At 51.6% G+C, this 25,387-nt stretch carries 27 protein-coding genes; 10 read left to right on the forward strand and 17 right to left on the reverse strand.

Going from position 1 to position 25,387, the window contains the following annotated elements; genetic code table 11:
* Positions 1-275 precede the first annotated feature (275 nt).
* Positions 276-1,349 (forward strand): hypothetical protein, encoded by a 1,074-nt coding sequence (locus DFQ01_RS14295; protein WP_110044563.1) that lies wholly within the window; start codon positions 276-278, stop codon positions 1,347-1,349.
* A gap of 233 nt (positions 1,350-1,582) precedes the next feature.
* Here DFQ01_RS14295 and fsa read toward each other — a convergent pair whose 3' ends face one another.
* From fsa to DFQ01_RS14325, 6 genes are all read right to left on the reverse strand, one after another.
* Positions 1,583-2,227, reverse strand: a complete 645-nt coding sequence (fsa, locus tag DFQ01_RS14300; RefSeq protein WP_110044564.1) for a fructose-6-phosphate aldolase — start codon at positions 2,225-2,227, stop codon at positions 1,583-1,585.
* Positions 2,228-2,256: 29 nt separating this feature from the next.
* Positions 2,257-2,670 carry a nucleoside-diphosphate kinase gene (gene ndk, locus DFQ01_RS14305; protein WP_110044565.1) on the reverse strand — a complete coding sequence of 138 codons (414 nt, stop codon included), beginning with the start codon at positions 2,668-2,670 and terminating at the stop codon, positions 2,257-2,259.
* Between the two features lie 131 nt (positions 2,671-2,801).
* Positions 2,802-3,770 (reverse strand): class II fructose-bisphosphatase, encoded by a 969-nt coding sequence (gene glpX / locus DFQ01_RS14310; RefSeq protein WP_110044566.1) that lies wholly within the window; start codon positions 3,768-3,770, stop codon positions 2,802-2,804.
* Between the two features lie 47 nt (positions 3,771-3,817).
* Positions 3,818-4,642, reverse strand: a complete 825-nt coding sequence (locus DFQ01_RS14315; protein WP_110044567.1) for a pyruvate, water dikinase regulatory protein — start codon at positions 4,640-4,642, stop codon at positions 3,818-3,820.
* A 17-nt stretch (positions 4,643-4,659) separates the two neighbouring features.
* A complete protein-coding gene (locus tag DFQ01_RS14320) occupies positions 4,660-5,271 on the reverse strand; it encodes a helix-turn-helix transcriptional regulator (RefSeq protein ID WP_110044568.1) in 612 nt (203 codons plus the stop codon).
* Between the two features lie 627 nt (positions 5,272-5,898).
* Positions 5,899-6,504, reverse strand: coding sequence for a TetR/AcrR family transcriptional regulator (locus tag DFQ01_RS14325; RefSeq protein ID WP_110044569.1), 606 nt, complete (start codon positions 6,502-6,504; stop codon positions 5,899-5,901).
* 228 nt (positions 6,505-6,732) lie between these two features.
* Here DFQ01_RS14325 and DFQ01_RS14330 point away from each other — a divergent pair, with 228 nt between their 5' ends.
* Entirely contained in the window at positions 6,733-7,623 is an 891-nt protein-coding gene (locus DFQ01_RS14330; RefSeq protein ID WP_110044570.1) for an ABC transporter ATP-binding protein, read from the forward strand.
* Positions 7,620-8,432: an ABC transporter permease subunit gene (locus DFQ01_RS14335; RefSeq protein ID WP_110044571.1), complete on the forward strand. Its 813-nt coding sequence runs from the start codon at positions 7,620-7,622 to the stop codon at positions 8,430-8,432. Before DFQ01_RS14330 ends, DFQ01_RS14335 begins: the two co-directional genes overlap by 4 nt.
* Positions 8,433-8,728: 296 nt before the next feature.
* Here the strand turns inward: DFQ01_RS14335 and DFQ01_RS14340 are convergent, their stop codons facing one another.
* The 3 genes from DFQ01_RS14340 to DFQ01_RS14350 form a co-directional block, all read right to left on the reverse strand.
* Entirely contained in the window at positions 8,729-9,298 is a 570-nt protein-coding gene (locus DFQ01_RS14340) for a hypothetical protein (protein WP_110044572.1), read from the reverse strand.
* Between the two features lie 149 nt (positions 9,299-9,447).
* The gene (locus tag DFQ01_RS14345) at positions 9,448-9,816 is read right to left on the reverse strand and encodes a VOC family protein (protein WP_110044573.1); all 369 of its coding nucleotides are present in this window, start codon (positions 9,814-9,816) and stop codon (positions 9,448-9,450) included.
* 98 nt (positions 9,817-9,914) lie between these two features.
* Positions 9,915-10,625: an RNA polymerase sigma factor gene (locus DFQ01_RS14350; RefSeq protein ID WP_110044574.1), complete on the reverse strand. Its 711-nt coding sequence runs from the start codon at positions 10,623-10,625 to the stop codon at positions 9,915-9,917.
* Between the two features lie 146 nt (positions 10,626-10,771).
* On the opposite strand from DFQ01_RS14350, the gene DFQ01_RS14355 reads away from it, so the two are divergent.
* Entirely contained in the window at positions 10,772-11,329 is a 558-nt protein-coding gene (locus tag DFQ01_RS14355; protein WP_174812815.1) for a DUF2569 domain-containing protein, read from the forward strand.
* Between the two features lie 119 nt (positions 11,330-11,448).
* Here DFQ01_RS14355 and DFQ01_RS14360 read toward each other — a convergent pair whose 3' ends face one another.
* Complete coding sequence (locus DFQ01_RS14360; RefSeq protein WP_110044576.1) at positions 11,449-13,257, reverse strand: M3 family oligoendopeptidase; 1,809 nt, start codon at positions 13,255-13,257, stop codon at positions 11,449-11,451.
* Positions 13,258-13,410: 153 nt separating this feature from the next.
* On the opposite strand from DFQ01_RS14360, the gene DFQ01_RS14365 reads away from it, so the two are divergent.
* Together DFQ01_RS14365 and DFQ01_RS14370 are read left to right on the forward strand one after the other, a co-directional pair.
* Positions 13,411-13,599 carry a YycC family protein gene (locus tag DFQ01_RS14365; RefSeq protein WP_110044577.1) on the forward strand — a complete coding sequence of 63 codons (189 nt, stop codon included), beginning with the start codon at positions 13,411-13,413 and terminating at the stop codon, positions 13,597-13,599.
* Entirely contained in the window at positions 13,596-13,826 is a 231-nt protein-coding gene (locus tag DFQ01_RS14370) for a hypothetical protein (protein ID WP_110044578.1), read from the forward strand. The genes DFQ01_RS14365 and DFQ01_RS14370 overlap by 4 nt, the downstream gene beginning before the upstream one ends.
* Before the next feature lie 116 nt (positions 13,827-13,942).
* Here DFQ01_RS14370 and DFQ01_RS14375 read toward each other — a convergent pair whose 3' ends face one another.
* Together DFQ01_RS14375 and DFQ01_RS14380 are read right to left on the reverse strand one after the other, a co-directional pair.
* The gene (locus tag DFQ01_RS14375; RefSeq protein WP_110044579.1) at positions 13,943-14,620 is read right to left on the reverse strand and encodes a DUF2225 domain-containing protein; all 678 of its coding nucleotides are present in this window, start codon (positions 14,618-14,620) and stop codon (positions 13,943-13,945) included.
* Between the two features lie 21 nt (positions 14,621-14,641).
* Positions 14,642-15,022: a globin domain-containing protein gene (locus DFQ01_RS14380; RefSeq protein WP_425452396.1), complete on the reverse strand. Its 381-nt coding sequence runs from the start codon at positions 15,020-15,022 to the stop codon at positions 14,642-14,644.
* A gap of 530 nt (positions 15,023-15,552) precedes the next feature.
* Here DFQ01_RS14380 and ylbJ point away from each other — a divergent pair.
* The gene (gene ylbJ, locus DFQ01_RS14385) at positions 15,553-16,611 is read left to right on the forward strand and encodes a sporulation integral membrane protein YlbJ (RefSeq protein WP_110044581.1); all 1,059 of its coding nucleotides are present in this window, start codon (positions 15,553-15,555) and stop codon (positions 16,609-16,611) included.
* Positions 16,612-16,695: 84 nt separating this feature from the next.
* On the forward strand, positions 16,696-17,493 hold the full coding sequence (locus DFQ01_RS14390; RefSeq protein ID WP_110044582.1) for an NAD kinase: 798 nt from the start codon (positions 16,696-16,698) through the stop codon (positions 17,491-17,493).
* A 590-nt stretch (positions 17,494-18,083) separates the two neighbouring features.
* Here the strand turns inward: DFQ01_RS14390 and DFQ01_RS31645 are convergent.
* A complete protein-coding gene (locus tag DFQ01_RS31645) occupies positions 18,084-19,166 on the reverse strand; it encodes a YutD family protein (protein ID WP_245946680.1) in 1,083 nt (360 codons plus the stop codon).
* 28 nt (positions 19,167-19,194) lie between these two features.
* Positions 19,195-20,094, reverse strand: coding sequence for a lipoyl synthase (lipA, locus tag DFQ01_RS14400; RefSeq protein WP_110044583.1), 900 nt, complete (start codon positions 20,092-20,094; stop codon positions 19,195-19,197).
* A 151-nt stretch (positions 20,095-20,245) separates the two neighbouring features.
* Between lipA and DFQ01_RS14405 the strand changes: the two genes are divergently transcribed.
* Complete coding sequence (locus DFQ01_RS14405; protein WP_110044584.1) at positions 20,246-21,346, forward strand: M23 family metallopeptidase; 1,101 nt, start codon at positions 20,246-20,248, stop codon at positions 21,344-21,346.
* Between the two features lie 51 nt (positions 21,347-21,397).
* On the opposite strand, the gene yunB is transcribed toward DFQ01_RS14405, so the two are convergent.
* Positions 21,398-22,453, reverse strand: a complete 1,056-nt coding sequence (gene yunB, locus DFQ01_RS14410) for a sporulation protein YunB (protein WP_245946681.1) — start codon at positions 22,451-22,453, stop codon at positions 21,398-21,400.
* 347 nt (positions 22,454-22,800) lie between these two features.
* Between yunB and DFQ01_RS14415 the strand changes: the two genes are divergently transcribed.
* The gene (locus tag DFQ01_RS14415; RefSeq protein WP_174812816.1) at positions 22,801-23,364 is read left to right on the forward strand and encodes a guanylate kinase; all 564 of its coding nucleotides are present in this window, start codon (positions 22,801-22,803) and stop codon (positions 23,362-23,364) included.
* 90 nt (positions 23,365-23,454) lie between these two features.
* Here DFQ01_RS14415 and DFQ01_RS14420 read toward each other — a convergent pair whose 3' ends face one another.
* Together DFQ01_RS14420 and DFQ01_RS32170 are read right to left on the reverse strand one after the other, a co-directional pair.
* Entirely contained in the window at positions 23,455-24,378 is a 924-nt protein-coding gene (locus tag DFQ01_RS14420; protein ID WP_110044587.1) for a carbohydrate ABC transporter permease, read from the reverse strand.
* 12 nt (positions 24,379-24,390) lie between these two features.
* On the reverse strand, positions 24,391-25,014 hold the full coding sequence (locus tag DFQ01_RS32170; protein WP_425452400.1) for an ABC transporter permease subunit: 624 nt from the start codon (positions 25,012-25,014) through the stop codon (positions 24,391-24,393).
* Positions 25,015-25,387: the final 373 nt, after the last annotated feature.

Consider the following 25,387-nt stretch of genomic DNA (forward strand, 5'->3'; position numbering starts at 1 on the left):
TAATTATTAATGCGCGAGGTTTTCGTACGATTAAGTGCGGCTTAACCACACTTAATCTCGAGATATAGCTCATTAGTCGGCGATGACGAGGTCTAAGTGTGAAAGTACCACACACTTAATTGTTGCTGGGCGGGGTTTGCGTTCGTTTAAGCGTGATGCGAGTACACTTAATTGCTGAGCATCGGTGAAACGTTCAGTATAAGAATGACTCCATTGTAACTTTTATGGAAAAGTTCACGTCCAGTACTCAAACGGTCGAAATGGAGTGTCCTAACTTGAAAAGCACAATCATTATCGCTGCTGCTGCTCTTACCCTCTGTCTGGCTGGCTGCACTAACGCGAAAACCAACTCATCTCAGAACGAACAGCTGACCATTCAACCACCAGCTGCCGACAGTATAAATCCACCTGAAAAAGCCAGCATCCTCAAGCCAGCAACGGACATCTCTCAACCTAACACTGACACAACCAATCAGCCATCCCCGTCCTCGCAACGCCTTACGCAAGAAATTACGATCTACGAGCTAGAGTCTCAAGTATTCGATGCGAAAACAACTGCAATCCCCTCCTATCATAAAGGGAACATCGTCTATTGGTCAGAGGCTGAGGTGAACAGCTTTAATGAAGGGCACAGCGTCACTTGGGGCGATGCACTCGTAAGAACGTTTTTAAGCATAGCGAACCTTATTCCATACGATTACCTACAAGACGAAACCATTGGTGAGCAGTTATCGAAGATCCAAGGCGGCGCAGCCAGCAAGTCCTTCACGTTAACGACCCAGAATGGGGTCATCTTTACAAGTCAGCCCTATGATGCCTCAACAAGAACGACCGTCGTCGATGTTGACGTACCGGATCTAGGGACATATAAGGTCATATCCAAGACAAGTGCAGACTCAGGAATACAAAACATTATGAAGATCACATTCAAGGCTAATCCCACAGCAGCAGCCAAGCATTCGATAACGATCCTCGACCTAGACGACAACTGGCTTGAGACAAAGAGCAGCAAGCTTCCGGTTTACTCGAATGGCGGACTCGCTCGAAGCAGCGATGAATATCCATGGACGACTAACCCACTTGTACAAGCACTCCGCTCCACCCTAAATCTAGTCCCGGGCAATGAAACGAATCTTAAAACCTTGGAGCAGGAGCTCGACGCCATAAAGACAACAAGTGTGACTCTATCCAATCGAATGAAGCTCACTTTAACATCTGCTGATCCCAAGTATCGGCCGGCCACCGTTGAGGTTGATGTTCCAAACTGGGGAACGTATACGATCTCTCTTGCTGCTGCACCTGATGAGCAATGGCTCATTCCGGACAAAATCGTGCTCCACTTCGATTAATGAAAAGGCTGCACCCTAAGCTGAATTGCAACGGCCAACAAAGCAAAGCTCCCAACGACGGGAGCTTTGCTTTTATCGCTAACACATACAATCGTGAGAGCAGCAGGCTGCTTTACGATTTGCTTAGAGAATCCATCCTCTCTACACCACACAAAAAAACACGGCCAGACAGCGCCTCTTCGGCGTCATCTGACCGTGCTCTCATTCCTGTATTGAAGAGGTTTTTTATTTGATTACTTGTTCATTTTGCTCCAGTCAGCAAGGAACTTCTCGATACCGATATCCGTCAGCGGATGCTTCCAAAGCGATGGGAGCAGCGAGCCTGGAATCGTTCCAATGTGTGCGCCTGCGATTGCCGCTTGTTCCACATGCGCAATGCCACGAATGCTTGCCACGATGATCTCCGATTGATAGCCATAGTTCTCGATAACCGTGCGAAGCTCGCGAATGAGCTTCATGCCTTCAACGCCGATATCGTCGAGTCGGCCAACGAATGGGCTGATATACGTCGCACCGGCTTTGGCAGCCATGAGACCTTGTGCAACGGAGAAAATGAGCGTCACGTTCGTCTTGATGCCATTCGACGTCAATTCGTGACATGCGTACAGCCCATCCTCTGTCATCGGCAGTTTAATGACGACATTTGGCGCCCACTTTGCAATTTCGTAGGCTTCCTTCAGCATGTCCTCGGCTTTCGTACCGATAACCTCTGCACTGACAGGACCATTAACAATCGAGCAAATTTCTTGGATAACCGTCTTGAAATCCCGGCCTTCCTTTGCAATAAGTGACGGATTCGTCGTTACGCCATCCGCAAGACCAAGCTTAGCAATTCGTTTAATTTCATCCACATTCGCCGTATCGAGAAAGAACTTCATCAAATAACCCTCCCATTGGTTATGTTCAATTACAGTTCAAATGATTTTCCGAAGAAATTCGTAATTTCTCGCTCTGCGCTCTCGTCCGAATCGGAGCCGTGAACGATGTTGCTTGAAACATCCAACGCATAGTCAGCGCGGATCGTACCTGGTGCGGCTTCTGACGGATTCGTGCGGCCAATAAGCGACCGAGCGTTCTTAACAGCGTCCTGCCCTTCCCATACCATCGCAAATACCGGGCCAGACATAATAAAATCAATCAACTCTTCGAAGAACGGTTTCCCTACGTGCTCAATATAATGCTTCTCCGCAAGCTCGCGGTCAATATTCATCATCTTCGCATTCGTCAGCTTAAGGCCTTTCCGCTCGAATCGCGTCATAATAACACCGATCAAATTACGCGCAACGCCATCAGGTTTAACCATTACGAAAGTACGGTTCATCTCTCCATCAGCTCCAATTGAAGTATTGTGTAAGCAAGATTAAGTCCATTATATTCCAAACGGCTGAGGACGGGGTGTATCGAATATCATAATTGGCGGCGTTAATTTGAACATTCGGTGTCAGGCGCGGTTTAAATCGAGCGAAGCAGCGGCTTATTCGGCAAGTGATGCAGCGATTTCACAAAACGAATCGTACGCGTCTTCGCGCGCATCACGATCGAATGCGTCTCTGCCCGCTGGCCTTCCGTATACCGCACGCCGCCAAGGAACTCGCCTGGCGTTACGCCTGTCGCAGCGAAGATGACATCCTCTGTACCGACCATGTCATCCACGGTCAGCAGCTTGCGAGGATCGCTTAAGCCCATCGCGACGCAGCGTTCAAATTGCTCTTCATTCTCCGGCATCAGCCGGCCTTGAATCTCGCCGCCTAGACATTTCAGCGCCGCTGCTGCCAATACGCCCTCAGGAGCACCGCCGGAGCCAACGTAGATGTCGATTCCCGCTTCCGGGAACGCTGGTGCAATAGCCCCTGCCACGTCACCGTCACTAAGGAACTTAATCCGAACGCCCGTGCTGCGAAGATCCTTGATCATCGTCGCGTGGCGCTCTCGGTCAAGAATGACAACCGTCAAATCCGAGATCGGCTTGCCTAGCGCAAGAGCGGCCTTCTCCACAGTCGTGCGGATCGGATCGTTTAGGCTAAGCTTGCCCGCCAGTGCTGGACCAACTGCCAGCTTCTCCATGTACATATCCGGCGCGTGCAGCAATTGGCCTTTGCCGGCTACAGCGAGTACGGACATCGCATTGTTGAGTCCCTTCGCGACAATCTCGGTTCCTTCGAGTGGATCGACAGCTACATCGACCTCACGTCCTTGCATACTGCCTACTTCTTCACCGATGTACAGCATCGGCGCTTCATCCATCTCGCCCTCGCCAATGACGACCGTACCGCGAATCGATACAGTATCGAACATCAAACGCATCGCTTCTGTTGCAGCGCCATCCGCTGCATTTTTGTCGCCTCGGCCCATCCAAGGTGCAGCTGCTAGCGCTGCAAGCTCCGTTACCCTTACCAATTCAAGCGCAAGCTCACGCTCCATCTCGAATCCCTCCGACAAATGTTATTAGTTTCCAAACGAGTGTTAATTCATTCCAATTCGTTCAACATCCCGATAATGATGCCTGCTGTTTCTTCAATTGCACGATGCGTCACATCGATGATCGGGCAGCCAAGCTGCTCCATCAATCCTTGCGCATAATCCACTTCAGATTGAATCCGCTCAAACGATGCGTAGGCTGCTGCAGGCGGAAGTCCTAGCGACTTGAGGCGCTCAGCGCGAACCTCCTGCATCCGCTCCGGCTGCATCGTCAGACCGACGATTAGTTTGCCTGGCTCAGAACGCAGCTCCATGGGCGGCTTCACCTCAGGGAGCAGCGGGAGATTGGCGACCTTGTACCCTTTGTGCGATAGGAAAATGCTGAGCGGCGTCTTCGATGTACGAGAAACACCAACAAGCACGATCTGCGCCTCCGACAATCCTCTTGCATCCTTGCCATCGTCGTAACGGACGGCGAATTCAATGGCTTCCATCCGCCGGAAGTAGTTCGCGTCCATCGAGTGCAGCAGCCCGGGCTGCCGCTTCGGGAACGTGCCGAACGAATCAATATAAGCCTGCATCATCGGTCCCATTACATCGACGGCGCGTACACCACGTTTCACCGTCTCCTCGCGCATCATCTCGCGAAGCTCCGGCTGGACGAGCGTGTAAGCGATGAAGCCGCCGTATTGCACCGCCTCGTTCACAATCGAGACGATCTCATCCTCGGTTCGCAAATGTCCGTACCGCTTAATGCGGACACCATCAGACGCGAACTGGCGGAGCGTCGCCTTCGCTACTGCCTCTGCCGTTTCACCGACAGCATCCGAGCATACGATAATCATTCCTTGCGTCTGCCATTCAGAATCTCGCATTGCGTAAGCCGCTCCTCCTATTCCGTGTCCGCCGTCAATTCTGCGACGAGGTGCACAACATTCGACTTCGTAATCCACCCGGCAATCTCGGGCTCGCCATTATCATCGGGTACGATGACCGGGAGACAGTCGATCTGATGGGCAAGCATCTTGCGGATCGCGTCAGCAATGGCGTCCTCCGGCTTCGCTGTTACAATATTCGGATAGCGTGTCATTACCATACTGACGGGAATGGTACCTGCGGACGGGTTGCCAAGCGTAACCTTGAGCAAATCCTTCGGCGTTACAATCCCGACGAACTTCTGCCTCGCATTCACGATGAGCAGCGTATCCGCATTCGCCATATACAACGTGACGACTGCATCATGTACCGAGTAAGTCTCCGGCACACTGACCGGCACACCCTGTACTTGTCCAACTGTTAGCTGCTGGAACCGGCTAAGCGAGGTGTTGTCTGTTCGGTAGGCATTGCCGATCGAATAACCAACCTTCGGCTTCGCTTCGAGCATGCCGAGCATGACCAGCAGCGATAAATCCGAGCGCAGCGTCGGTCGGCTCACCCCAAGCATCTCCGCCAGCTGCTCGCCCGTAATCGGCGCGTGCTGTTTGACGAGCTGCACCAGTTCCAACTGTCTTGCTGAGAGATTAATGAAGCTCTCCCCCTCTCTGCATCATTAAGTATCTCGCTGTATCCTTAAGTTGCATTTAATATATCACATTGAACCAATAGTGTGTAATAAATAATATTAATGAGATGTCATAAATAAACTGATAGATGATCAACCCAACCTATATCTTAGGAGTTCTACCCACCTAAATCATTGGTCCTCTACCCACCTAAATCCTCAGGAGTTCTACCCACCTAAATCCTCCCTGCTAGGGAGGACCCCATGGGACTCCCGTCCCCTGGACCCCGGAAGGGGGCGGTGGCGGACAGAGGCGCGTGTGAGATGCTGCTTGCTTGGGGCCGCGTGCCCTATGGGCACAAGCTTTTGTTCGTGTGGGGTAGAACATAGATGTTGCTGTGCAACATCTATGTTCATTCAAGAGCGATATAAGTTATCCAATAAGCCGAACTTATTGCAACATAAAAAGGGCTGTCTCTCTCAGTATCGGTACACTGGGAGAGGCAGCCATTGATTTATATACGACGTACTAATTAATGATTTAATAGTCCTAATAGTTGTCTGATAGCTGCTTTCACTAACGCTTCTTGTAGTGCATGGTGATCAACAGCGGACTTTTTGAACAACCTGTTAAGATTCACTTGGCTCGACGCCGCGAATTCCGTAGAAAAATAGATTAATAATCTCCTCCATAAATTCGCCGCTTCTGCCGCTCTGATGCGCCAATTCCAGCAGCGTGTGAGACTGCATCTTAAGCATGCCGATGTATGCCATAATGGTCGCGGTTGGCATCGACTCCGCTATTTCGCCCTTCTTCTTGCCCTCTTCAATCATGCGAACGAGCATCGGCGCTGCCTGCTCCCGGTACAGCACTTCAATATAGCTGGCAAGCTCCGGATCGGAAGTCAGCATCTGCTGAAACATCGCCGGTGAATACGTCTCGAACGTTTCCTTATCTAATTGAATCGTATATCGGACGATTTCCTTCAACGTCGGATTGCCATCCAAGAACTGCTCGAATCGGGCATAATTCATGTCCATATACCGTTTGATCGACTCACGAATGAGCGCTTCCTTGTTGCCAAAATAGTTATAGATCGTAACTTGAGAAACGTCCGCCTCCGCTGCAATATCGGCAATGCGAATATTCCGCGGTTCGCAGGTTCGCAGCATCTCCAATACCGTGTTCATCATCTTCTCTTTAATTGCAGACTTCCGCCTCTCGAACCCGTTCATTAAGCCCTCCTGTCATCCTTATTTTATGAAATTTTTATGCCTTATTATTTCATAACTCCATTGACTTCTTCAATGGCTAAACCTATCATATATTATGAAATATAACAATAAAATATTTCATATCTAGCATACATTCAAAAAGTACGGTTTTCAGCACCGAGAAGGTTGGATCAAGCGGGAATGAGGACTTTTGGAACTTCCTATACTGTGGACGGGGAGGCAGGGCATATGCTAATCGTTGATGGGCTGACGAAGCAGTTTGCCAGCGGACGAGGCATTATGGACGTTTCGTTCACTGTAAAGCAAGGAGAAGTATTCGGCTTTCTCGGACCGAACGGCGCCGGTAAGTCGACCACGATTCGGCACATCATGGGCTTCATGAAGCCGGATCGAGGCCGCGCAACAATCAATGGTCTCGATTGCTGGAAGGAACAAGGTGCCGTGCAGCGGCTGGTCGGTTATTTGCCTGGTGAGATTGCATTCATTGAAGGAATGACAGGCAGAAGCTTTCTCTCGTTTCTAGCTGACATGCAGCGAGTGGATTCGTCCGTCAAGCGAGCGCGCTTAATCGAAAGGCTGCAATTCGACGACACAACGCCGATACGCAAAATGTCCAAGGGCATGAAACAAAAGGTCGGCATCGTTGCTGCGTTCATGCACGATCCTGCCCTTATCATTCTGGATGAGCCGACGTCCGGCCTCGATCCGCTTATGCAGCAGACGTTCATCGAGCTTGTGCTCGAGGAGAAAGCGAAGGGCACAACGTTCCTCATGTCCTCCCACAGCTTCCCCGAGATTGAGCGGACCTGCGACCGCGCTGCAATCATTAAGGATGGTCGTATCGTAGCCGTAAACGACATACATGAACTCCAATCGCTGCAGCGCAAGCTCGTCGTTATCGTGTTCGAGCGTGCAGAAGATGCGGAGCATTTTGCCAAGTCTGGTCGGATTCCTGTGGAGTCTCGCGATGATCGCTTGGTTACCGTTGCGGTGCAGGGCAATTACAATGAGCTCATTCAAGAAACGGCCAAGTACCCCATTCGTTCTCTCGATATTACCGCTCAAAATCTCGAGCAGGTCTTCATGCATTACTACGATCGGAAGGAGAACGCCCGATGAATGCGCCGCTGTTCAAGCAAATGCTCCAGACCAATATGAAGGGCATCAGTAATTATGCCTTCGGCTCGGCTTTCTATATTCTACTTATGTTCTGGCTCTACCCCCGTATGGCGGCGAATACGGATGCGCTTAATGATCTCCTGAAATCGATGCCCGAAGGCGTCGTCAATGCATTCAACATTCAAGGCGGGTTCGGCAGCATGGAAGCATTCATCTCTGGCGAATATTATGGACTCATTCTTCCGATTCTTCTCTCGATCTTCTCGCTCATAGTTTCGACGGCCTTGCTCGCAAGGCTGGTGGATCAAGGCTCAATGGCATATTTATTGTCTACGCCTACCACTCGTCGGCATATCGCGACGACGCAAGCTGCGGTGCTGACTGTCGGACTGCTGATCATTATGTTGGTGACGACGGCATCGGGTTTTCTAGGCAATGCGTGGTTCATCGGCGACAAATTCGAGTTCGACGGCTCCCGCTTCATTCGACTGAACATTGTTGCGTGGATGCTGTTTACGGCGGTTGGCGGTATCTCGTTCCTCATCTCTGCCGTTGCGAATGATGAGAAGAAGGCGCTCGGTACGTCGGGTACGATCGTATTCGGCATGTTCGGACTTGATATGATCGCCAAGGTGAGCGACAGCGTGGAGTGGCTGAAGTGTGTGTCGGTCTTCTCGCTGTATCGGCCGGGTGAGATTGCCGCTGGTGGAGGTAATCCGTTGGTGGCATCGGTTGTTCTGCTCGGCATCGGGCTGGTATGTTTCATAGCGGGAGTTATTTCATTTAGTCGGCGGGATTTGCCGCTGTGACAGAACAAAATCCCCCTGCAAAATAAACTGCGCAATCGAATGTTCTTCCGATCGCTGTTGTATTCGGATTCCTCTGAACAATGAGGTCCAAGTTGGAATCCGAATACAAAGGCGACCGCTGACGCTTCTCCAGAATCATTCGCCTGCTGCGTTTATTGCTTGGGATTAGATCACAGTACAACAGCAAATAAAATATTTAAAATTAGAACAGCAGAGGGTTTTGAACGCCCTCTGCTGTTTTATTTTAAAGGCCAGTACTTCAGTGCGAGGTGTACTGAGCCCTCTAACTATAAATGCTAGTTACCCTTGGCGATGTTCGTGATAACCCAGTTGCCGTCCTGCTGTTCTAACGTCAGCGACCATTCTTTTGTGAACGATACGACCTCCGTAGATTCATCATGGATGTAGTCGAAGAAGTAGACTTTGATTGGCTCAGACAGGTCCAGCTCTTCGCCTTCGGTGCCGACCGAGGCGTAGAGAAGTAGTTCGTTGTCTGATAGGTCCAAGTCGGCGTAGTCGATGCTGTTCAGAATCTGCTGGCGAACCGGGTCGCCGTAGTCCAGTAGGATCGGGAAGTTTTGTTTGGAAATCGACTTAACTGCATGAAATAAGGAGTTTTCCTTTTCCTGCAGCTTGGCCAATTGATCGACGACAGAATTCGTCTGGCTTGTCGCGTCTTGCAGCTGTCTGATCTGATCGTCCTTCTCCTTCAACTGCTGCTTCAAGGCGGATATTTCATTTTGCAAATCGGAGAGATCTATACTTGCTTCGGTGCTTGGGGCAGCCACTGGCTTAGATTGATCACAACCTAATAGTGCAGTACTGATGGTGAGCAGGGCTACATTTAAACGTACATATCTATTCATTAGAGCCACCTCCGCCATATTAGTCTATGACAAGCATAGTCTCAGACGAAACTCGCTGGATGCATGTTTCATATCTCCAATTATACAAATAAAAACCCGCTAGAGACCACTTTGTTCCAAGTGTCCATCTAACGGGTTATTACTCTTCCCTAATTTACAACGCCATAAAGGTTGCCGTCTGGATCAGTCAACGAGAAGCCCTGCATGCCATCGAAGTCGTGGATGTCGCCGACGGTCGCGCCTTTCTCCTGAAGCATCCGGTGCGCGCCCTGAACGTCTGTCGTGTGGAAGTTATAGTATTGGCCGACGCCGTAATCGTTACGGGGGAACTTCGGCGGTACGATGTCATAGGACTGGACGAGGCAGAACATAATTCGCTCATCATTCATCATCGTTACCGTCGCTTTGGGCTCATCGTTGAACGTGATTTCGAAGCCTAGCATGTTCTTGTACCATTCCGTGGATCGCTTCAAATCGCTGACCGGGACGAAAATCCCGACGCCGTAGAACATTCCCATCGTTATGTACCTCACTCTTCCCCTAGTTTGGAACTACACCTAAATAACGACGAACAACGTCAAAACCTAACAGGTACTCGGATCAAAATGTACCAAATCTACGATTCCGTTATCATAAACCGATTGCCATCGGGATCTTCCATATAAAAAGCTAACTTTCCATTCATCGTCATCAGCTTGCTGATCACGATCCGCTGCTTAACAAGAGCGAGGTAGGCACTGCAGATCGCTCTCGCATCTCGCCTCTTAAAAGCACGTACTAGCTGATCCAGGTCAAAATGTCCATGATGCTCCGATCCGTACAAATCCTCCAGCTTGCTCACTGGCTCTTGGCCGACGGCGGCAAGCTGCGCCAGCTTCTTCAACCGAGCACGTGCACGCCCGAGCGTGACTTGGATCGTGCCTTCGGCAGCCCGTAGAAACTCCGCCGTCTCTCTCGCTGTGAAGGCGAATACGTCCATCAGCAGGACGATGACCATCGCACGCGGCGACAGCCGATGCGCCATTGTTTCCAGCAGCTCACGAGCTGCTAGACTATCATCCTCTACCGTATGCCCTGCTAGAGCATCGTCCGAGACATGAAGATGGCGTTTATCTACCTTCAGCTTGTCCTTCCACGCGTTGCTCGCAATGCGATAAATATAAGCGTTCGAGATGCTCCGGGATGCATCGATCTCAAGCGCGCGTACAATTCGCAGCAGCACCTCCTGCGTGAGATCCTCCGCCTCCCAGCGATCGGCAGTAATGTTCAGACAATACCGATAAGCCTTCTGCTTCAACCGCTCATAATCAAGAGGAAACTCCGTCACGATCCGGCACGCTCCTTCAAACACACGTAAATTTAGTATAATTTTTAACCCTATAATGGAAGGTTTCTCCGATAGTCAGTCGAATTCATACCAGCGACAAACTGCAATATCCATATAATTCTATCTTAATGAAGGATGTGTCGGCAATGTCTAAACCATCGAACAACACAGACAACCAGCCAACTTTCAGCGGTTTCTCAGAAGTAAATGCAAATGAATCATCCGTATCTCACCAAATTTCGGGTCTTGGCGGATGGCTCATCCTTATCCAAATCGGCCTCATCTACTCTTTGCTGAGCGACATCATTCAAGTCATGGGCAACGGGATCTTTAATGCAACAACGTGGGACAAGCTCACCAATACCGCTTACGATTCCTATAATTCCATGTGGAAGCCTGTCCTCATTACGCAGCTCGCCTTCTACTCCGTGTTCACCCTGTTCGTCCTCTTCACGCTCATCTCGTTCTATCGGAAGAAAAGCTATCTACCGAAGCTCATGATTACCTATTATGCGGTTTCATTCCTCTTCTCGGTCGTCAATTTCATTCTCGTGATGCAGATCGACAATCTCAAGACAGCTACGGACGTACCAATCACTCAGACAAGCCTCGTCACTGGTCTCGTGATCAGCGCCATTATATCGGCACTATGGATTGGCTACTTCACCCGTTCCAAACGGGTGCGCAACACGTTCGTTAACTAATCGACTCTCCCCCTACTCGTATGCAAAACAAAGCAAGGGCCGCTCTCGTCCGATACGAAAGCGGCCCTTGCTCGTCGTCATTCATGCTATAGCATATGCAGTGCTTGATCAGGATGTCCCTACTTGGAAGCCGTCATGGACAAAAATTGCTCCACATCCTCTGTTGTGAGCGCAACCGCTTCACGCCAGAAGTCTGGCTGCTCCAGATCGACGCCCAGATGCTTGCGTGCCAGCTCTTCCACAGTCATTCGTCCCGTGTCACGCAGCAGCGCCACATAACGGTCGGCGAATGCCGGACCTTCCTGCAGCGCACGGGCATAGATGCCGCTGCTGAACAGGAAGCCGAACGTATACGGGAAGTTGTAGAACGGTACATCCGTCAGGTAAAAATGCAGCTTCGAAGCCCAGAAGCTCGGATGTACGGCGCCCAGCTGATCCGAGAACGCTTCGCGCTGCGCAGCTTCCATCAGCTCGGACAGCTCCTCTGCTGTTACAAGCCCTTCGCTGCGCTTCGCATAGAATCGCGTCTCGAACAAGAAGCGCGCGTGAATGTTCATGAAGAACGCAACGGCACGCTGGATTTTATCCTCGAGCAGCGCAAGCCTTTCTTCTCCATCCTCGGTCATCTTCACAGCAGCGTCGGACACGAGCATCTCCGCGAACGTCGAAGCCGTCTCCGCCACGTTCATGGCATAATCCTGTGCGAGCGGCGGAAGGTCATTCATCACATGCTGATGATAAGCATGACCCAGCTCATGCGCGAGCGTCGAGACGTTCGATGCCGTACCGGAATACGTCATGAAGATGCGTGTCTGCTCCGACTTCGGCAGTGACGTACAGAAGCCGCCTGGACGCTTGCCTGCACGGTCCTCTGCTTCAATCCAGCCGTCGCGGAATGCCATCTGTGCGAAGTCCGCCATATCTGGACTGAATTGACGGAACCGCTCCACGATGAATGCTGCCGCCTCGTCGTAAGGAACTGTCTTTGCCGCACTGCCGATCGGCGCCTCGACATCATGCCAATCCAACTTCTCGATGCCGAGCAGCTCTGCCTTGCGATTCAAGTAGCGAACAAGCTGCGGCTTGCCTTCTTCAACCGCCGACCACATGGCGTTAAGCGTCGCCTCGGTCATCCGGTTCATCGCAAGCGGCTCCTTCAGTACATTCGCCCAGCCGCGGCGTTCATACAGCTTCAGGCGGAAGCCCGATAGACGATTGAGCGAATCGGCCGTCAGCTCGCCCAGATCCGACCATTCGCGCTCCCATTCCGCCATCGCTGTCTCACGAACCGCACGATCGCCGTCGGACAGACGGTTGTGCATTTGTCCCGCGGACAGCACGCGCGTGGAGCCATCTGGCTCCGTGACCGTAAACTTTGCACGCGATACGATCGTATTGTACAGCTCGCCCCAGCCATGATAGCCATCTACGGCAAGATCGCCAGCGAGCGCTTCAAGCTCTGGCGCCATCTTCTCTTTCGTTGCTTCGCGGCGCTCAGCAAGCGCGAATGCCGCACTTCCAGCAGGACCTTCCGCCAGCCACGTGTTCCACACGTCATCCGCTACCGCAGCGATACTCGCATCGAATTTCGTCAGTGCGCCGAGCAGGCGGGCACTGATTGTTTTAACCCGATCGTTCAAGCCGTTTGCCCCTCCGTCCTTCATGTTCTGCGCCATGAGGCAAGCGACGAATGAATCGGATTCTCGCAGCCGGAGTGTGATCGATTGAATCGCTTCCGTCCAAGCCGTCAACAACGCCTGAATCTGAAACGGCGCTTGCTCCCCTGCCGTCTCCGCCTCGTTCAGCGACTTCGTCAACGCCTCGATGTCCCGCTCCATGCCCGCCAATTCTTCTTTGAAGGCTGTCGAGCTAGAGCCCCCCGGATAGATTGATTCCAGCTCCCATGTCATCGGATATGTATGGCTCATTGATTATTCCACCTCTCACCAACAGATTCTTGTTTGCGCAATTGCAGCATGCAGTGTATAACTTTATTATATCCGATGTGCCGTGCGCTCTGCACATTCGCAATGACGAGTTCATTCTTACGAAGCAAGTCATTAATTTTAGGAGGTACTACGATGTCCCGACCCTTACAGATTTCAGCGGATACCGCTATTAAGCTAGCTGAGCAGCTTAAGGTGCCAGTTGAGCATCTCATGCATATGCCGCGTCATATCCTGCTCCAAAAGATGGCCGAGCTGGCCAATGCCTCTGCAGCAGCACCATCCCCGTCCGGTCAATCGCAAGAAGAGCCAAAGTCCGAATGATTCCATTCGAACGCACCTGGCCGTATGACATTATTCGCGGTGATGTCTACGTGTCCGATTGCCCGTTCTGCGATGCAAGCAACGTGCTTGTACCGCTCAAGCCATCGGAAATACCGAATATCCAGGACGGCAAGAAGAAGCTGCTCATCTTTCCTTGCTGCCATGGCAGAGTGACCGTGCTTAATGTCGATGGCGACTATCTGCTGACCGATACGAAGCTGCGCTAGTACAGCGGAGCGATATGTACTAACATACAAACAGCCTCCACCGATACTCGGCGTTATCTCCGAGAGTTGGTCGAGGCTGTTTGACTATTTTATCTTAAAATGTGTACCGAACTTTATTATGCAGTTTCGTCCGCAATAGTTAGACCTTCAGAGCGAATGAGCTGCCATTGATCGCGGCTTGCCTTAATCATGGCCGAGTCCACGATCCGTTTATCATTGACGACCCGAGAGAACCACCGAACCGCATCATTCGCGTTGCCCGTTCTTCGATTCAATTCACCGATCAAATACATCAGCCTGGCGTTATTGAGCGAGGACCCTTCTGTCTCATATACTTGAATATAGGCTTCAAGCGCAAAGCGTAAGAACCGCGCTTCCTGCTCCTGATTGTTCAATTCCCGATACAACCACGCAATATGATGCAGCACCGATGCCGTCACACGTGCGGACTCATTGATCACTTGCGCGCATAGCAGCGCTAGCTTGTACGTCTCGAGCGCCTGCTGGCCGGTCCGCTCACCGCTATAATCACGGGAACTCCAATGCTTCCCGATCCGCTCCCAATAATCCGAACGCTGCTTCTCAGTCAGCTTACTTGTGCTATTCTCCGTGGAGGCAAATCCACATTCCGGGCAAATACGTACGACATAGTATTCCGGGTTAATCTCTTTGTAATAACCGCAAAAATCGGAGTCCGTCTTGTATTGACGTTTGAAGCTTGGTCTTACGCGCGATGTCATAAAGCTCGTATCACAGCAAGAACAGCTCACCTTTGTTAGATATAACGGCTCCATATGTCCCACGTCTCCTTGTCATCATTGTTCCGTATTTACAAAATGATGCGCAGGTCCGCTTAGCCTCTCCAGTACGACGTCTCTTAGTTCCTCCGGCATGCCGATCTCTTCCAATGCTTCCCGCATGCATCCGAGCCATGCCCCTGCATGTGCCACCGTAATCGGGAAAGGCATATGTCTTGCACGCATCATTGGGTGTCCATATTCGTCTGAATACAGCTGCGGTCCGCCAAAAAACTGCGTTAAGAACAGCATCTGTTTTTCCATGACAGGATGAATATCCTCTGGGAATAAAGGACCAAGCAATGGGTCGCGCTGCACCTTCGGATAAAAAGCTTCGACGATTCGCCGTACACCGGCTGCTTCTCCAATCGCTTCATAAATCGTTATATATGATTTCATCGTCATCCTCCACTCAAAAGTTTAGTTCTTTAGGATCATTTCTTTAAGACTATATAGAAAAAATTTCGTTTCGCAATCCCGATTAACCAAATATGTCTAAAGTCCCAATATTCGTAATCTACTCGTGAATAGCGATGCCCACAGCCTTATTATCGCACATACAAAAAAATGCCCGCAAGCGCGGGCATTGGTCTGATATGAAATTTAGGTCAGGTCAGCGGTCAGCTTTCGTAATCTTCTTCCCCCGGAGCTAACAACGACTCACGAATGACGTAAACGAAAGCGCATACAAGGATACCAGCAATTACACTCACCATTGAGCATCCCTCCAACCATTCCGGAATTAACTTCATTGTAGCACATCCTTTTGTGAATAGCATCCCACTTTGCAAGCGTTTTCGAAATAAATTTTTATAATGTTCTGTCAATTTAAGCGTCATCTTTTTACACCTATTCGCATATAGCTCAAGGAGGAGTTGGACGGGCTGAAGAAAACACGCCTACGCGTTCGGAAGGAGGACTTATCCCCTATGCTTCGAGCTTGGCTACGGCCTGATGCTGCAATCGCTTGGGCAACGATCGGATTATGCCTGCTGCTCATCGCCTTCCCGACGGAAGCGCTCCACTCTTCCGCCCGCGGTCTTGCGGTCTGGTGGGAGGTACTGTTTCCCGCACTGTTTCCTTTCTTCGTATTATCCGAAATCTTACTCGGGTTCGGCATCGTCCACTTTCTCGGCACGCTGCTCGATCCGTTCATGCGGCCGCTGTTCCGTATCCCGGGCTCAGGCGGCTTCGTTGTTGCAATGGGATATGTGTCTGGCTATCCCGTAGGCGCTCGTCTCACCGCAAAGCTGAGAGAGCAGAATCTCGTTACGCGAACCGAAGGCGAACGCCTCGTTGCGTTCACAACAACGTCTGATCCCATCTTCTTAATTGGCGCAGTGTCGATCGGCTTCTTTCATCGCGTTGATTTGGCCCCTATATTAGCCGTTTCCCACTACGGAAGCGGCCTGCTTGTCGGCCTCCTGATGCGATACCATGGCAGGAAGGAGCCTATGAGCGAGTCTCCTACTCAAACGCAGCAGCGCGGCAGCCGGTTGGTACAAGCGCTCCAGGCGATGCACAAAGCTCGGCTTCAGGACGGCAGACCGTTCGGTCGGCTGCTGCAGGAATCCGTACACTCTGCGCTTCGTCTTATGATCGTCGTTGGTGGGCTGGTCGTCTTCTTCTCCACGACGATGGAGATGCTGCGACAATCTGGCGCCATTCATGCGCTGACCGATCTGCTTCAGCTCATGTTCGGTTTGATCGGATTGCCGAAGCCGCTCACTGACGCCGTCGTCTTTGGTCTATTCGAGGTAACGCTTGGTTCTCGCTCTGCCGGAGAGGCTGGCGGCGTGCTTATGCATCAAGCGGCTATTGCAGCTTGGGTGCTGTCTTGGGCTGGTTTATCCGTTCATGCGCAGGTTGCCAGCATTCTGAGCAGCACGGGTCTGCGCTACAGACCATTCGTGCTGGCAAGGCTTATTCACAGCTTACTTGCCGCCCTTTTTGTCTACGCGTTGTGGGGAATTCTCGGTCCTCATTGATGTGGCTGACGTTGTCAAGGCGACTATTTTCAGCTATGATCTAAACAGTTAAGCTGAAAGTGCGGAAGGAGCTGCTTTACCATTTTGAATTATACAGTATTAGATCGCGGGGACGAGCTATCGCGCTCGCTCGCAGCCAAATTTCATGAGTTAGCTGCGAAACGAGGAATGGTGCGCAACGATGATTCGCCCAGTGTCATTATATCCATCGGCGGTGATGGTACGCTGCTGCAAGCCTTCCACACCTACGCCCATCGTGCCGATCTTGTTTCGTTCGTCGGCGTACACACCGGTCATCTAGGCTTCTACGCCGATTGGAAGGCGGATGAACTCGAGGAGCTCGTGCAGGTGATGTCTGAGAAGGAGCCTCGTATTGTCAGCTACCCGCTCGCACAGATCGAGGTGGAGACATCCGAAGGTACTTCCTCCTACATCGCCTTGAATGAATTCACGCTTAAAGGTGTAGATGGTACGCTTGTGGCACAAATCAATATCAATGATGAATCGTTCGAGATGTTCCGCGGCGACGGCATTGTCATTTCGACCCCGTCCGGCAGTACCGCTTATAATAAAAGCTTAGGCGGCGCCATCGTGCATCCGTCCATCGAGTCGCTGCAAATCGCTGAGATCGCATCGATCAACAACCGCGTCTATCGTACGCTTGGTTCATCGGTGCTGCTGCCGAAGCATCATCACTGCGATATTCTCTCGAGTAAAAAGCAGCGCATTATGCTGGCGATCGACCATATTACGATTCTTCGCGATGATATTCGTTCGATCCGATGCGCGGTTGCGAACCGCAAAGTTTCGTTTGCACGCTATCGGCCGTTTACGTTCTGGAATCGCGTGCGCGAGGCCTTTATTGGGTACGACGTACAATAGTTAAGGGGCTCTGCCCCTTGGACCCCGATTATTTCATTACTTAAAAATTTCTACTCACCTAAATCCTCCCTGCTAGGGAGGACCCCATGGGACTCCCGTCCCCTGGACCCCGGAAGGGGTCGTGGGATGCACAAAGGCGGGATCGCGTGCTTGGGTGCTGGGAGTCGCGTGCCTTTGGGCAAGCTTTTGGTTGGTGCGTGGAAGGGCTGTAAAGGAAAGAGCTGTGCGAGTAAGAGCTACAAGGGATAGAGTTGTTCGTGAAAGAACTGTGCGGCGGAAGAACCCAATGAGAATAAGTTGTGTAATAAGCGTTGCGGAGCAGCGCTTATTTTTGTTTTTGGGGAGGTTTGAGGGGATTAAGTGATGTCAATCATTACTTATTTCTTCTGGGAAAGCTGATGCTAGTGCTATGTGGCGCTTTAGGTGCGATTTTGCATTACTTATTGGCTGGCGAAGGTCAGGTTATATGGAATAAGAGAGGTTGTGCCACGCTTAGTCCTCATAAAAGCCTTTACAAAAAAGAAGCTGTACAGTTGTCGACGGTAAACCGACGATTTTGTACAGCTTCTTTATATTTAGAGATACAGATATTAGCTTTCGCCGCCGTTGTCGCCGCCTGTTGGCTTAGGGCGCTGTGTGAGCGCTGCTTCGCTTGTTGCGGCAACTGTCTGCTCACGTGGCGGAATCGGGAGCCGCTTCTGACCTTTGCGATGCTTGATGCGCGCTTGTTGGCGCCCTTCCGCCGGGAAACCGTCTGCAGCCAGCTCGCTGTCAAAGCGCTGCTGACCTCCACGCGGCTGACCGCCGCGCTGCTGCTCGTTCCCGCGTGGGCCGTTGCTGCCGCCCCGTGGTGGCTGGCCTCCGCTGCGCGGTTGACCACCGCGCTGCTCTTGGCCGCGGGATTGCTGCTCCTTGCCACGGGACATCTCGCCGCCGCTCTTCTCATTGCCTCCGCGCTGCTGCTGCTTGCCGCCGCGTGGCTGTTCGCCACCACTGCGCTCATTCCCGCGCGATGAACCATTGCTCGCGCGCTGCTGATCGGAACCGCGGCGTTCGCCCTTCTGGCCGCCGCGCTGATCACTGCCTCGACGATCAAGGCTGCTCTCCATGAAGAACTCATCCGATTCCTTACGATCGCTGCTAATGCGCACGTCCTTGCGCTGCGATTGTGCATTGTTCTTGTTCGGACGACCTGCGCCTTGCTCTTGGCCAGGGCGTTCTGCCCGAACCGGTGCTTCCTTACGTACCGGATGCGGCTTCCGGATATGCTCACGAAGCACGATCGGGTCGCCGTTCTCATCCAGCGCGACTACCGCGTCTTCTCCACCGCCTTCAGTGGATGGCGGCGTGAGCAGCAGGTCTGGTTCATTCATTGCCGCCAGCTCCTGCTCACTCGTCTCATGGCGCTGAATGACGAAGTAAGCGCACCCGAAATTGCAGTACTCATTAATATAATCGACCAGTCCCGAAATAAAGCTATCCTTACTGCCCTTCGGATGATTGTCGCGGAAAAATCCTTTCAGCCGAAGCTGATTATAGCCCCAATCACCGATAATATAATCGTAACGCTCAAGCACGTCGCTGTAGCGATCACGAAATGCGGACGGATTCCAGCCGTTCTTATGGTCTACGATTAGTTCATAACGTTTGCCGCCGATAAGAATGGTCCCCACTCCTTCATGAAGGTCGACTCTTCAGTCTCTAGGTAGCAGCCGTAGCGGTTGTCTGCTCGGCTGACTTCACCTGCTCATGCGCATGATAGGAGCTGCGGACGAGCGGACCTGATTCGACGTGGCTGAAGCCACGCTTCATCCCTTCTTCTTTTAGCTGTTTGAATTCATCGGGATGCACATATCGGTCGATCGCCAGATGGCCCGGCGAAGGCTGCAAATATTGTCCCAATGTCAAAATGTTGCAATCGACGGCACGCAGATCGTCCATCGCTTTCAAAATCTCTTCGTATTGCTCGCCAACGCCGAGCATGATGCTCGACTTGGTCGGAATCGATGGCTGCATTGCTTTCGCTCTGCGAAGCAGCTCGATCGATCTTGCGTACTTCGCCCGTGCCCGTACGCGATTGGACAGTCGTTCAACCGTCTCAATATTATGATTCAGAATATCCGGCTTCGCATCCATTACGATGCGCAGCGAATCTTCGTTGCCGAGGAAGTCCGGAATAAGCACTTCAACGCTGCACAATGGCAAGCGTCGGCGAATAGCCTTAATCGTCTCTGCAAAAATCATGGCGCCGCCATCTGCCAGATCGTCACGCGCTACAGAGGTAACAACGCAGTGGCGCAGTCCCATTTGTTCCGCAGCTTCTGCAACCCGTTCCGGCTCAGCTAAATCCAGCTCGGTTGGCAAACCGGTCTTAACGGCACAGAACCGACATGCCCGTGTACAAATATCGCCTAATATCATAAAGGTGGCTGTGCGATTCGCCCAGCATTCATAGATGTTCGGACAACGCGCTTCCTCGCAGACGGAGTGAAGCGTCTTCGAGCGCATCATATCTTTAATCTCGGCATAGTTGCCGCCAGTCGCTAACTTGATCTTGAGCCATTCCGGCTTCTTCTCGGGTGATTTACGTTTCGTGCTCATGAAGATTCCCTGCTTTCTACGGTCTTCTCCGTTACATTATAGCACGTTTCGAATAAAATCCAATGATTTGCAAACGATAACGGCAAGAACGCCGGGCCCTCTCCGGCAATGCTTTACATCGTTATTATCGTTGGAGGTGGCCGCCTACCCTATGCGACATGTCATTCGAAGCGCGTACCGGCTCGTTGTGATGACCGCGGCCGTCGCCGCTGCCGCTCCTTGTGTCTTGGCGGCCGCTGCTCCTGTACAAGGGGCTATGACAGCCAAGAAACCACATATTGCACAAACCGTCAACACGAGTGGCAGTGAGCAGAAGATGTCTGACGCAGACATCTACAAAGCGCGCAGAGAGCTGTACGACCGAATCAGCCTCGGGACAAACGTGCCGTGGTATCGACTCGCCGCGATCGACCAGTATGAAAGAACGATTACGAAGGCCCGTCCCAAGACAAGAGCCCAGCTAGGCGCTCTTACCGGTATTTTCTTATCGGAGGAGGATTGGGCCGGCGAACTAAATCCGAATCAGCAGGATGTAATTCCCGCCTCGATTCGTTGGTTTGGTGGCAAAGGCAAAGATGGCGACGGAGACGGTGCTGCCGACCGTACGAACGACGTTGATCTGCTGTTCACAAGCGCCTCGCATCTGATGAAATACGGGGATGCGGAAGACGACTTCGCGATTGCGCTCTGGGACTACTACCACAGCTCGCGCGCTGTCCAACGAGTCGTGCAATTCTCTAAAATCTATGCGAAATTCGGCATGCTCGATCTGTTCCAGCATTCGTTTCCAATCCCAGTCGGAAGCAATTACTCCTATCGAAGCACTTGGGGGACGGGACGAAGCTGGGGCGGCAGACGCGTCCATGAAGGAACCGATATTTTCGCCGGCCATGGCGTTCCTGCACGAAGCACCTGCTATGGCATTGTTGAGGTGAAAGGCTGGAATCCTTATGGCGGCTGGCGTATCGGAATTCGAGACTTGAACAATTATTATCATTATTATGCGCATCTGTCCGGCTATACGAAGAACTTGAATCAGGGAGACATCGTAACGCCAGGACAGGTCATTGGCTGGGTGGGCAGCTCGGGGTACGGCAAACCGGGCACATCGGGCAAATTCCCGCCGCATCTGCATTATGGCGTCTATCGGGATCGTGGGCTCATTGAATGGGCGTTCGATCCATATCCGCTGCTGCGCAAATGGGAAATCGATGAGCGGAATCGGATGCGTTCCGCCAATAAGAAGAAATAAGACAAGCCGCACAGGACGATCGATTCGATATCCCGTGCGGCTTTGTTTATCTTATTTGGCTTCCTCTCCTGCTTCATCCGAATTCGACTCATCCACCGATCCGCTTGCTCCGATGGCTGCGTTATCTCCATTTGAACCTGTGCTATTGCCAGACGCCGCATGTGACCCATCATCGCCGCTTCCCGATGCTCCAGTGCCTGCACTAGGAATAGCAATATTCGGTGCCTGCGCAGCGGATTGACCGACCGGCTGGCCTTTGTTGTCATAATAGTACATTGGCACATCGCCAACGACGAGCAAGTAGGAGATCGGAATTTCTGTCGTAACCTTCTCAGGCTGCGTATCAAACGGAATGATAATCGATACTTCCGCTTCAATTCGAATATAGACCTCGACCAATATCATGTTAATGCCGGCATCCTGCTGCCTCGTATTCAAATCCACCTTCACCGTTCCAATCGGCTCAAAATGGACAGGAACGCGTGGTCCATACGACGAGATGAACGTACTGCCGAACGCTTGACCGATCGGGATACGCTCCGGAATGCTGCCCACATCGTCAAGCGTCTGCTGCACCGTGCTGATCGTCTGGCTCGTAATACGCATATGCTCCGCATAGTTCAGCATGAAGCCGGACACCTTGCCGCTGTTGTTCGTCTTCCAATCAATCAGCTGCTCGAAATCCGACTTGCTTGCCACCTGCTCCGATATCGCCTTATTGATCGCCTGCGTCGCAATCTGCTTCACCCGCAGCTCAGCAACGTTCATAAGCGGAGGCCCAAGATGACGATCAATATAGGCTGCTGTAAGAGAACCAGAGGCAATGAATAGACCAAGCAGCAAAAGAATGATCGTACGCTTACGCAGACGGAACCCGCCCGATTGACCGCGCATGCCTCCACCGCTTAACATCGACGTACGCACAGGCTTACTGCCGCTGCTATGCCAACGCTTCGGCCGTGCACTCGGCCTGCTTAAGCTGCTGAATATCGAGGAGTTTCCGCGGAATGGACGGGCTTGCTTCGCAGGCCGCAGCCTGCTGCCAGATTGAAATTTGACGGTCCGAATTCGCCCGCTCCACATCCAGCGCCTTCCCCATCGTGCCACAGATGACCGCCTCCCTCCTGCTGCAGATGTTGTCCCCACTTTAGTACCAGCATATGCCGCAAACATCCAGATCAGAAGAATGATTCCTAGGGCGTGTCTGAAAACCGTTCAAGGGCATCTCTCGCCGCCTTTTCGCCCCATGCTGCGTTGTCTTTCCTTGACGCACCTCCGGTACGCCTGCGAAAAAGCGCCTTGCCTGGAACGAAAATTCGACTAGACCTGCTCCGTTCAGCGTTTTCAGAAACGCCCTAAAGGAATATGCCAAGCAATGTCGAATTTGTATATGGCGACACATCTGAATATTTCGACAATATGAAATTGAGCGAGCGATGAAGGGAGAGAGCGCTATGGCGGGACCGTTTCTATTCATCTTCACAGGTACAGGAGGATCTGGCCGCAAAACAATCGGCAATCGGATCGGCGAGGAGCTTGGACTGTGCCCCGTTCCTTCCTATACGACTAGGCCGCCGCGCGCAAGCGATGCCTCCGGGAGGCCGGATCGAGACTATCATTTCCTTACACGCGAAGCATTCGAAGAGCTCGAGCGTAACGGCGAGTTCGTCGAGACCGTCACAATCAATCATGAGCGATATGGTGTTCGCCGCGCAGATGTGGAGAACGCACTGTACCATGCGAAGCGTAATGCATACGTCATTGTCAATCCCGAGGGGGCTGAAGCACTTAAGAAGCGGTATGGGTCAGCCGTCATCCGGCTATTCCTATATACGGACAAGGCTACGGTAAAAGCAAGGCTAGAAGCCAAGGGAGTATCCTTCGAGATTGCTGACCGCTATTTGAACGTCTATTCCGATGAGGTTATCTACCGCAAGCAGTGCGAGCATGTCATCGAGAACCTCGAGCTGCTGCCTACCTTAGCGCGTATTCGCGAAGCGATTCAAGCACACTTATAATGAGGAAACATTTTCAAATGAATGGAGAATAATAAACAGACCAGGCCCGGAAGTCTTTGATAGGACTTCCGGGCCTGGCCTTTCATGATTTTACCCCTTAACCGAACCTAACAATACGCCTTTCACGAAGAACTTCTGGGCGAACGGATACATGAGGATCATCGGCAATGATGCGATAACCATGGCAGCCAGCTCCACGGTACGAGCCGTAACAGCACCGACCCCTCCGGTCTGGTTGATGAGGCTCTGAACCGCCAAGTTGACGCCGTTGGCAGAGCCCATCATGTTCTCCACCGCTCGGTTAGATTGAATCAACCGAAGGATGACGTATTGAAGCGTCTGCAGGTCCGGTGACTGTGTGAAATACAAGGTGGCACCATAATCGTTCCAAACACCAACCGCGGTAAAGACCGACAGCGCTGCCAATACAGGCTTGGACAGCGGCAGCACGATCTGGAAGAAGATACGATATTCGCTCGCCCCGTCCATTTTGGCAGATTCGAACAGTGCCTCAGGGATGCTCTTAAAGTTGGCGTTGAATATGATAACGTTCCAGAATCCGCCGAACAGCGAAGGAAGGATATACACCCAGAACGTATCATATATGCCAAGCCAGTTCATGAGCATATAGGAAGGAATCAATCCCCCGCTGAAATACATGCTGATAAAGCCAATCGTCGCGTAAAATCCTTTGCGTTTCAAATAAGGCCGTGAAAAAGCGTACGCGAACATCGACGTGTACAGCATAGAGAATACCGTAACAATAACCGTTCGCAGTGCTGTGATTCCTGCGGCATGAAGGATGCCCGGATCGTTCAGAACCGCCTTCCAGCTCGCAGCCGTAAATTCACGAGGCCATAGAAAGACAGGCTCTCGAAGCAGGTCTTCGCCGCTGTTGAATGAACTAATGATGGAGAACCAGAAGGGATACATGGTCACGATCATCAAGAGAATCATGAGCGCGATTGTAAAACCGTTAAAGAAGCGCTCTCCGAAGTGTTTGCCTCCAACCATTATATCTCACCCCTAGAATAAACCCGATTTCGTAATTTTCTTGGATAGTGTATTTGCTCCGAACAGCAGCAGGAGCGCGAATACGGATTTCATTAGACCAATCGCCGTTGCAGATGAGAACTGGAAGTTCAACAGACCAGTTTGGTACACATACGTATCGATGACCTGGCTTGCAGGAAGGTTTAGCGAGTTTTGCAGCACATAGATCTGCGTGAAGTTGTTGTTCAGCATGCCGCTCACGGCGAATATAATCAACACCATTAACGTCGGCAGTATCCCCGGAATCGTAATGTGAAGCATTCGCTTAAAGCGCCCCGCTCCATCGATCGAAGCTGCTTCATGCAAGCTTTGGTCAACACCAGCCATTGCAGCCAAGTAGAGAATCGCGCCCCAACCGATATCTTTAAGCAAGCCCGTTCCGATCGCTACTCCCCAGAAATAGCTGGGATCCGCAAGGAATTGCAGCGGCGAGTCGATGAGATGCAGCCGCCCAAGCATATAGTTAACGATCCCGTCGGAGTTCAGCAGCGTAATGAATAGTCCGCCGAAGATTACCCACGACAGAAAGTGCGGCAAATACGTAATCGTCTGGACGACAGACTTAAACTTGGTACTCCGAATCTCATTAAGCAGCAGCGCAAACAGCAACGTACAGGGAATGCTAACGGCCGCACCAAGGAGGTTGATGCCAAGTGTATTACGAATCATCGGCCAAAATTGAAAGTTCTCAAATACGCGCTTAAAGTGAGTGAAGTTGTTCCAATCGGATGTAAAAATCCCTTTGACCCCCATCACGGGATCATAGTTCTTGAAAGCCATAATCAATCCAAATAACGGCGTAAAATCAAACAAAAATATGAACAAAACTGCTGGTAGCAGCATCGTTTTCAATTCCAGTTGGGTTCGAAAATCGTACCCAAGCTTAAAGGACTTTAGCTTCCGGGGAGCTTTCCGTTTCTCTACAATCAACTCTTTCTCGGTCATCGCCATGCGGGCCCCCTCCATTCCA

Origin of the sequence: Paenibacillus cellulosilyticus (assembly GCF_003182255.1) — a bacterium.
GTDB lineage: Bacteria > Bacillota > Bacilli > Paenibacillales > Paenibacillaceae > Paenibacillus_T > Paenibacillus_T cellulosilyticus.

Bases quoted from the DNA above. Each gene is read 5' to 3' on its own strand.
- fsa (WP_110044564.1), bottom strand. From the start codon at position 2,227: ATGAAGTTCTTTCTCGATACGGCGAATGTGGATGAAATTAAACGAATT.
- ndk (WP_110044565.1), bottom strand. From the start codon at position 2,670: ATGAACCGTACTTTCGTAATGGTTAAACCTGATGGCGTTGCGCGTAAT.
- glpX (WP_110044566.1), bottom strand. From the start codon at position 3,770: ATGGAGCGTGAGCTTGCGCTTGAATTGGTAAGGGTAACGGAGCTTGCA.
- DFQ01_RS14315 (WP_110044567.1), bottom strand. From the start codon at position 4,642: ATGCGAGATTCTGAATGGCAGACGCAAGGAATGATTATCGTATGCTCG.
- DFQ01_RS14325 (WP_110044569.1), bottom strand. From the start codon at position 6,504: ATGAACGGGTTCGAGAGGCGGAAGTCTGCAATTAAAGAGAAGATGATG.
- DFQ01_RS14330 (WP_110044570.1), top strand. From the start codon at position 6,733: ATGCTAATCGTTGATGGGCTGACGAAGCAGTTTGCCAGCGGACGAGGC.
- DFQ01_RS14335 (WP_110044571.1), top strand. From the start codon at position 7,620: ATGAATGCGCCGCTGTTCAAGCAAATGCTCCAGACCAATATGAAGGGC.
- DFQ01_RS14340 (WP_110044572.1), bottom strand. From the start codon at position 9,298: ATGAATAGATATGTACGTTTAAATGTAGCCCTGCTCACCATCAGTACT.
- DFQ01_RS14345 (WP_110044573.1), bottom strand. From the start codon at position 9,816: ATGGGAATGTTCTACGGCGTCGGGATTTTCGTCCCGGTCAGCGATTTG.
- DFQ01_RS14355 (WP_174812815.1), top strand. From the start codon at position 10,772: ATGTCTAAACCATCGAACAACACAGACAACCAGCCAACTTTCAGCGGT.
- DFQ01_RS14360 (WP_110044576.1), bottom strand. From the start codon at position 13,257: ATGAGCCATACATATCCGATGACATGGGAGCTGGAATCAATCTATCCG.
- DFQ01_RS14365 (WP_110044577.1), top strand. From the start codon at position 13,411: ATGTCCCGACCCTTACAGATTTCAGCGGATACCGCTATTAAGCTAGCT.
- DFQ01_RS14370 (WP_110044578.1), top strand. From the start codon at position 13,596: ATGATTCCATTCGAACGCACCTGGCCGTATGACATTATTCGCGGTGAT.
- DFQ01_RS14375 (WP_110044579.1), bottom strand. From the start codon at position 14,620: ATGGAGCCGTTATATCTAACAAAGGTGAGCTGTTCTTGCTGTGATACG.
- DFQ01_RS14380 (WP_425452396.1), bottom strand. From the start codon at position 15,022: ATGAAATCATATATAACGATTTATGAAGCGATTGGAGAAGCAGCCGGT.
- ylbJ (WP_110044581.1), top strand. From the start codon at position 15,553: ATGCTTCGAGCTTGGCTACGGCCTGATGCTGCAATCGCTTGGGCAACG.
- lipA (WP_110044583.1), bottom strand. From the start codon at position 20,094: ATGAGCACGAAACGTAAATCACCCGAGAAGAAGCCGGAATGGCTCAAG.
- DFQ01_RS14405 (WP_110044584.1), top strand. From the start codon at position 20,246: ATGCGACATGTCATTCGAAGCGCGTACCGGCTCGTTGTGATGACCGCG.
- DFQ01_RS14415 (WP_174812816.1), top strand. From the start codon at position 22,801: ATGGCGGGACCGTTTCTATTCATCTTCACAGGTACAGGAGGATCTGGC.
- DFQ01_RS14420 (WP_110044587.1), bottom strand. From the start codon at position 24,378: ATGGTTGGAGGCAAACACTTCGGAGAGCGCTTCTTTAACGGTTTTACA.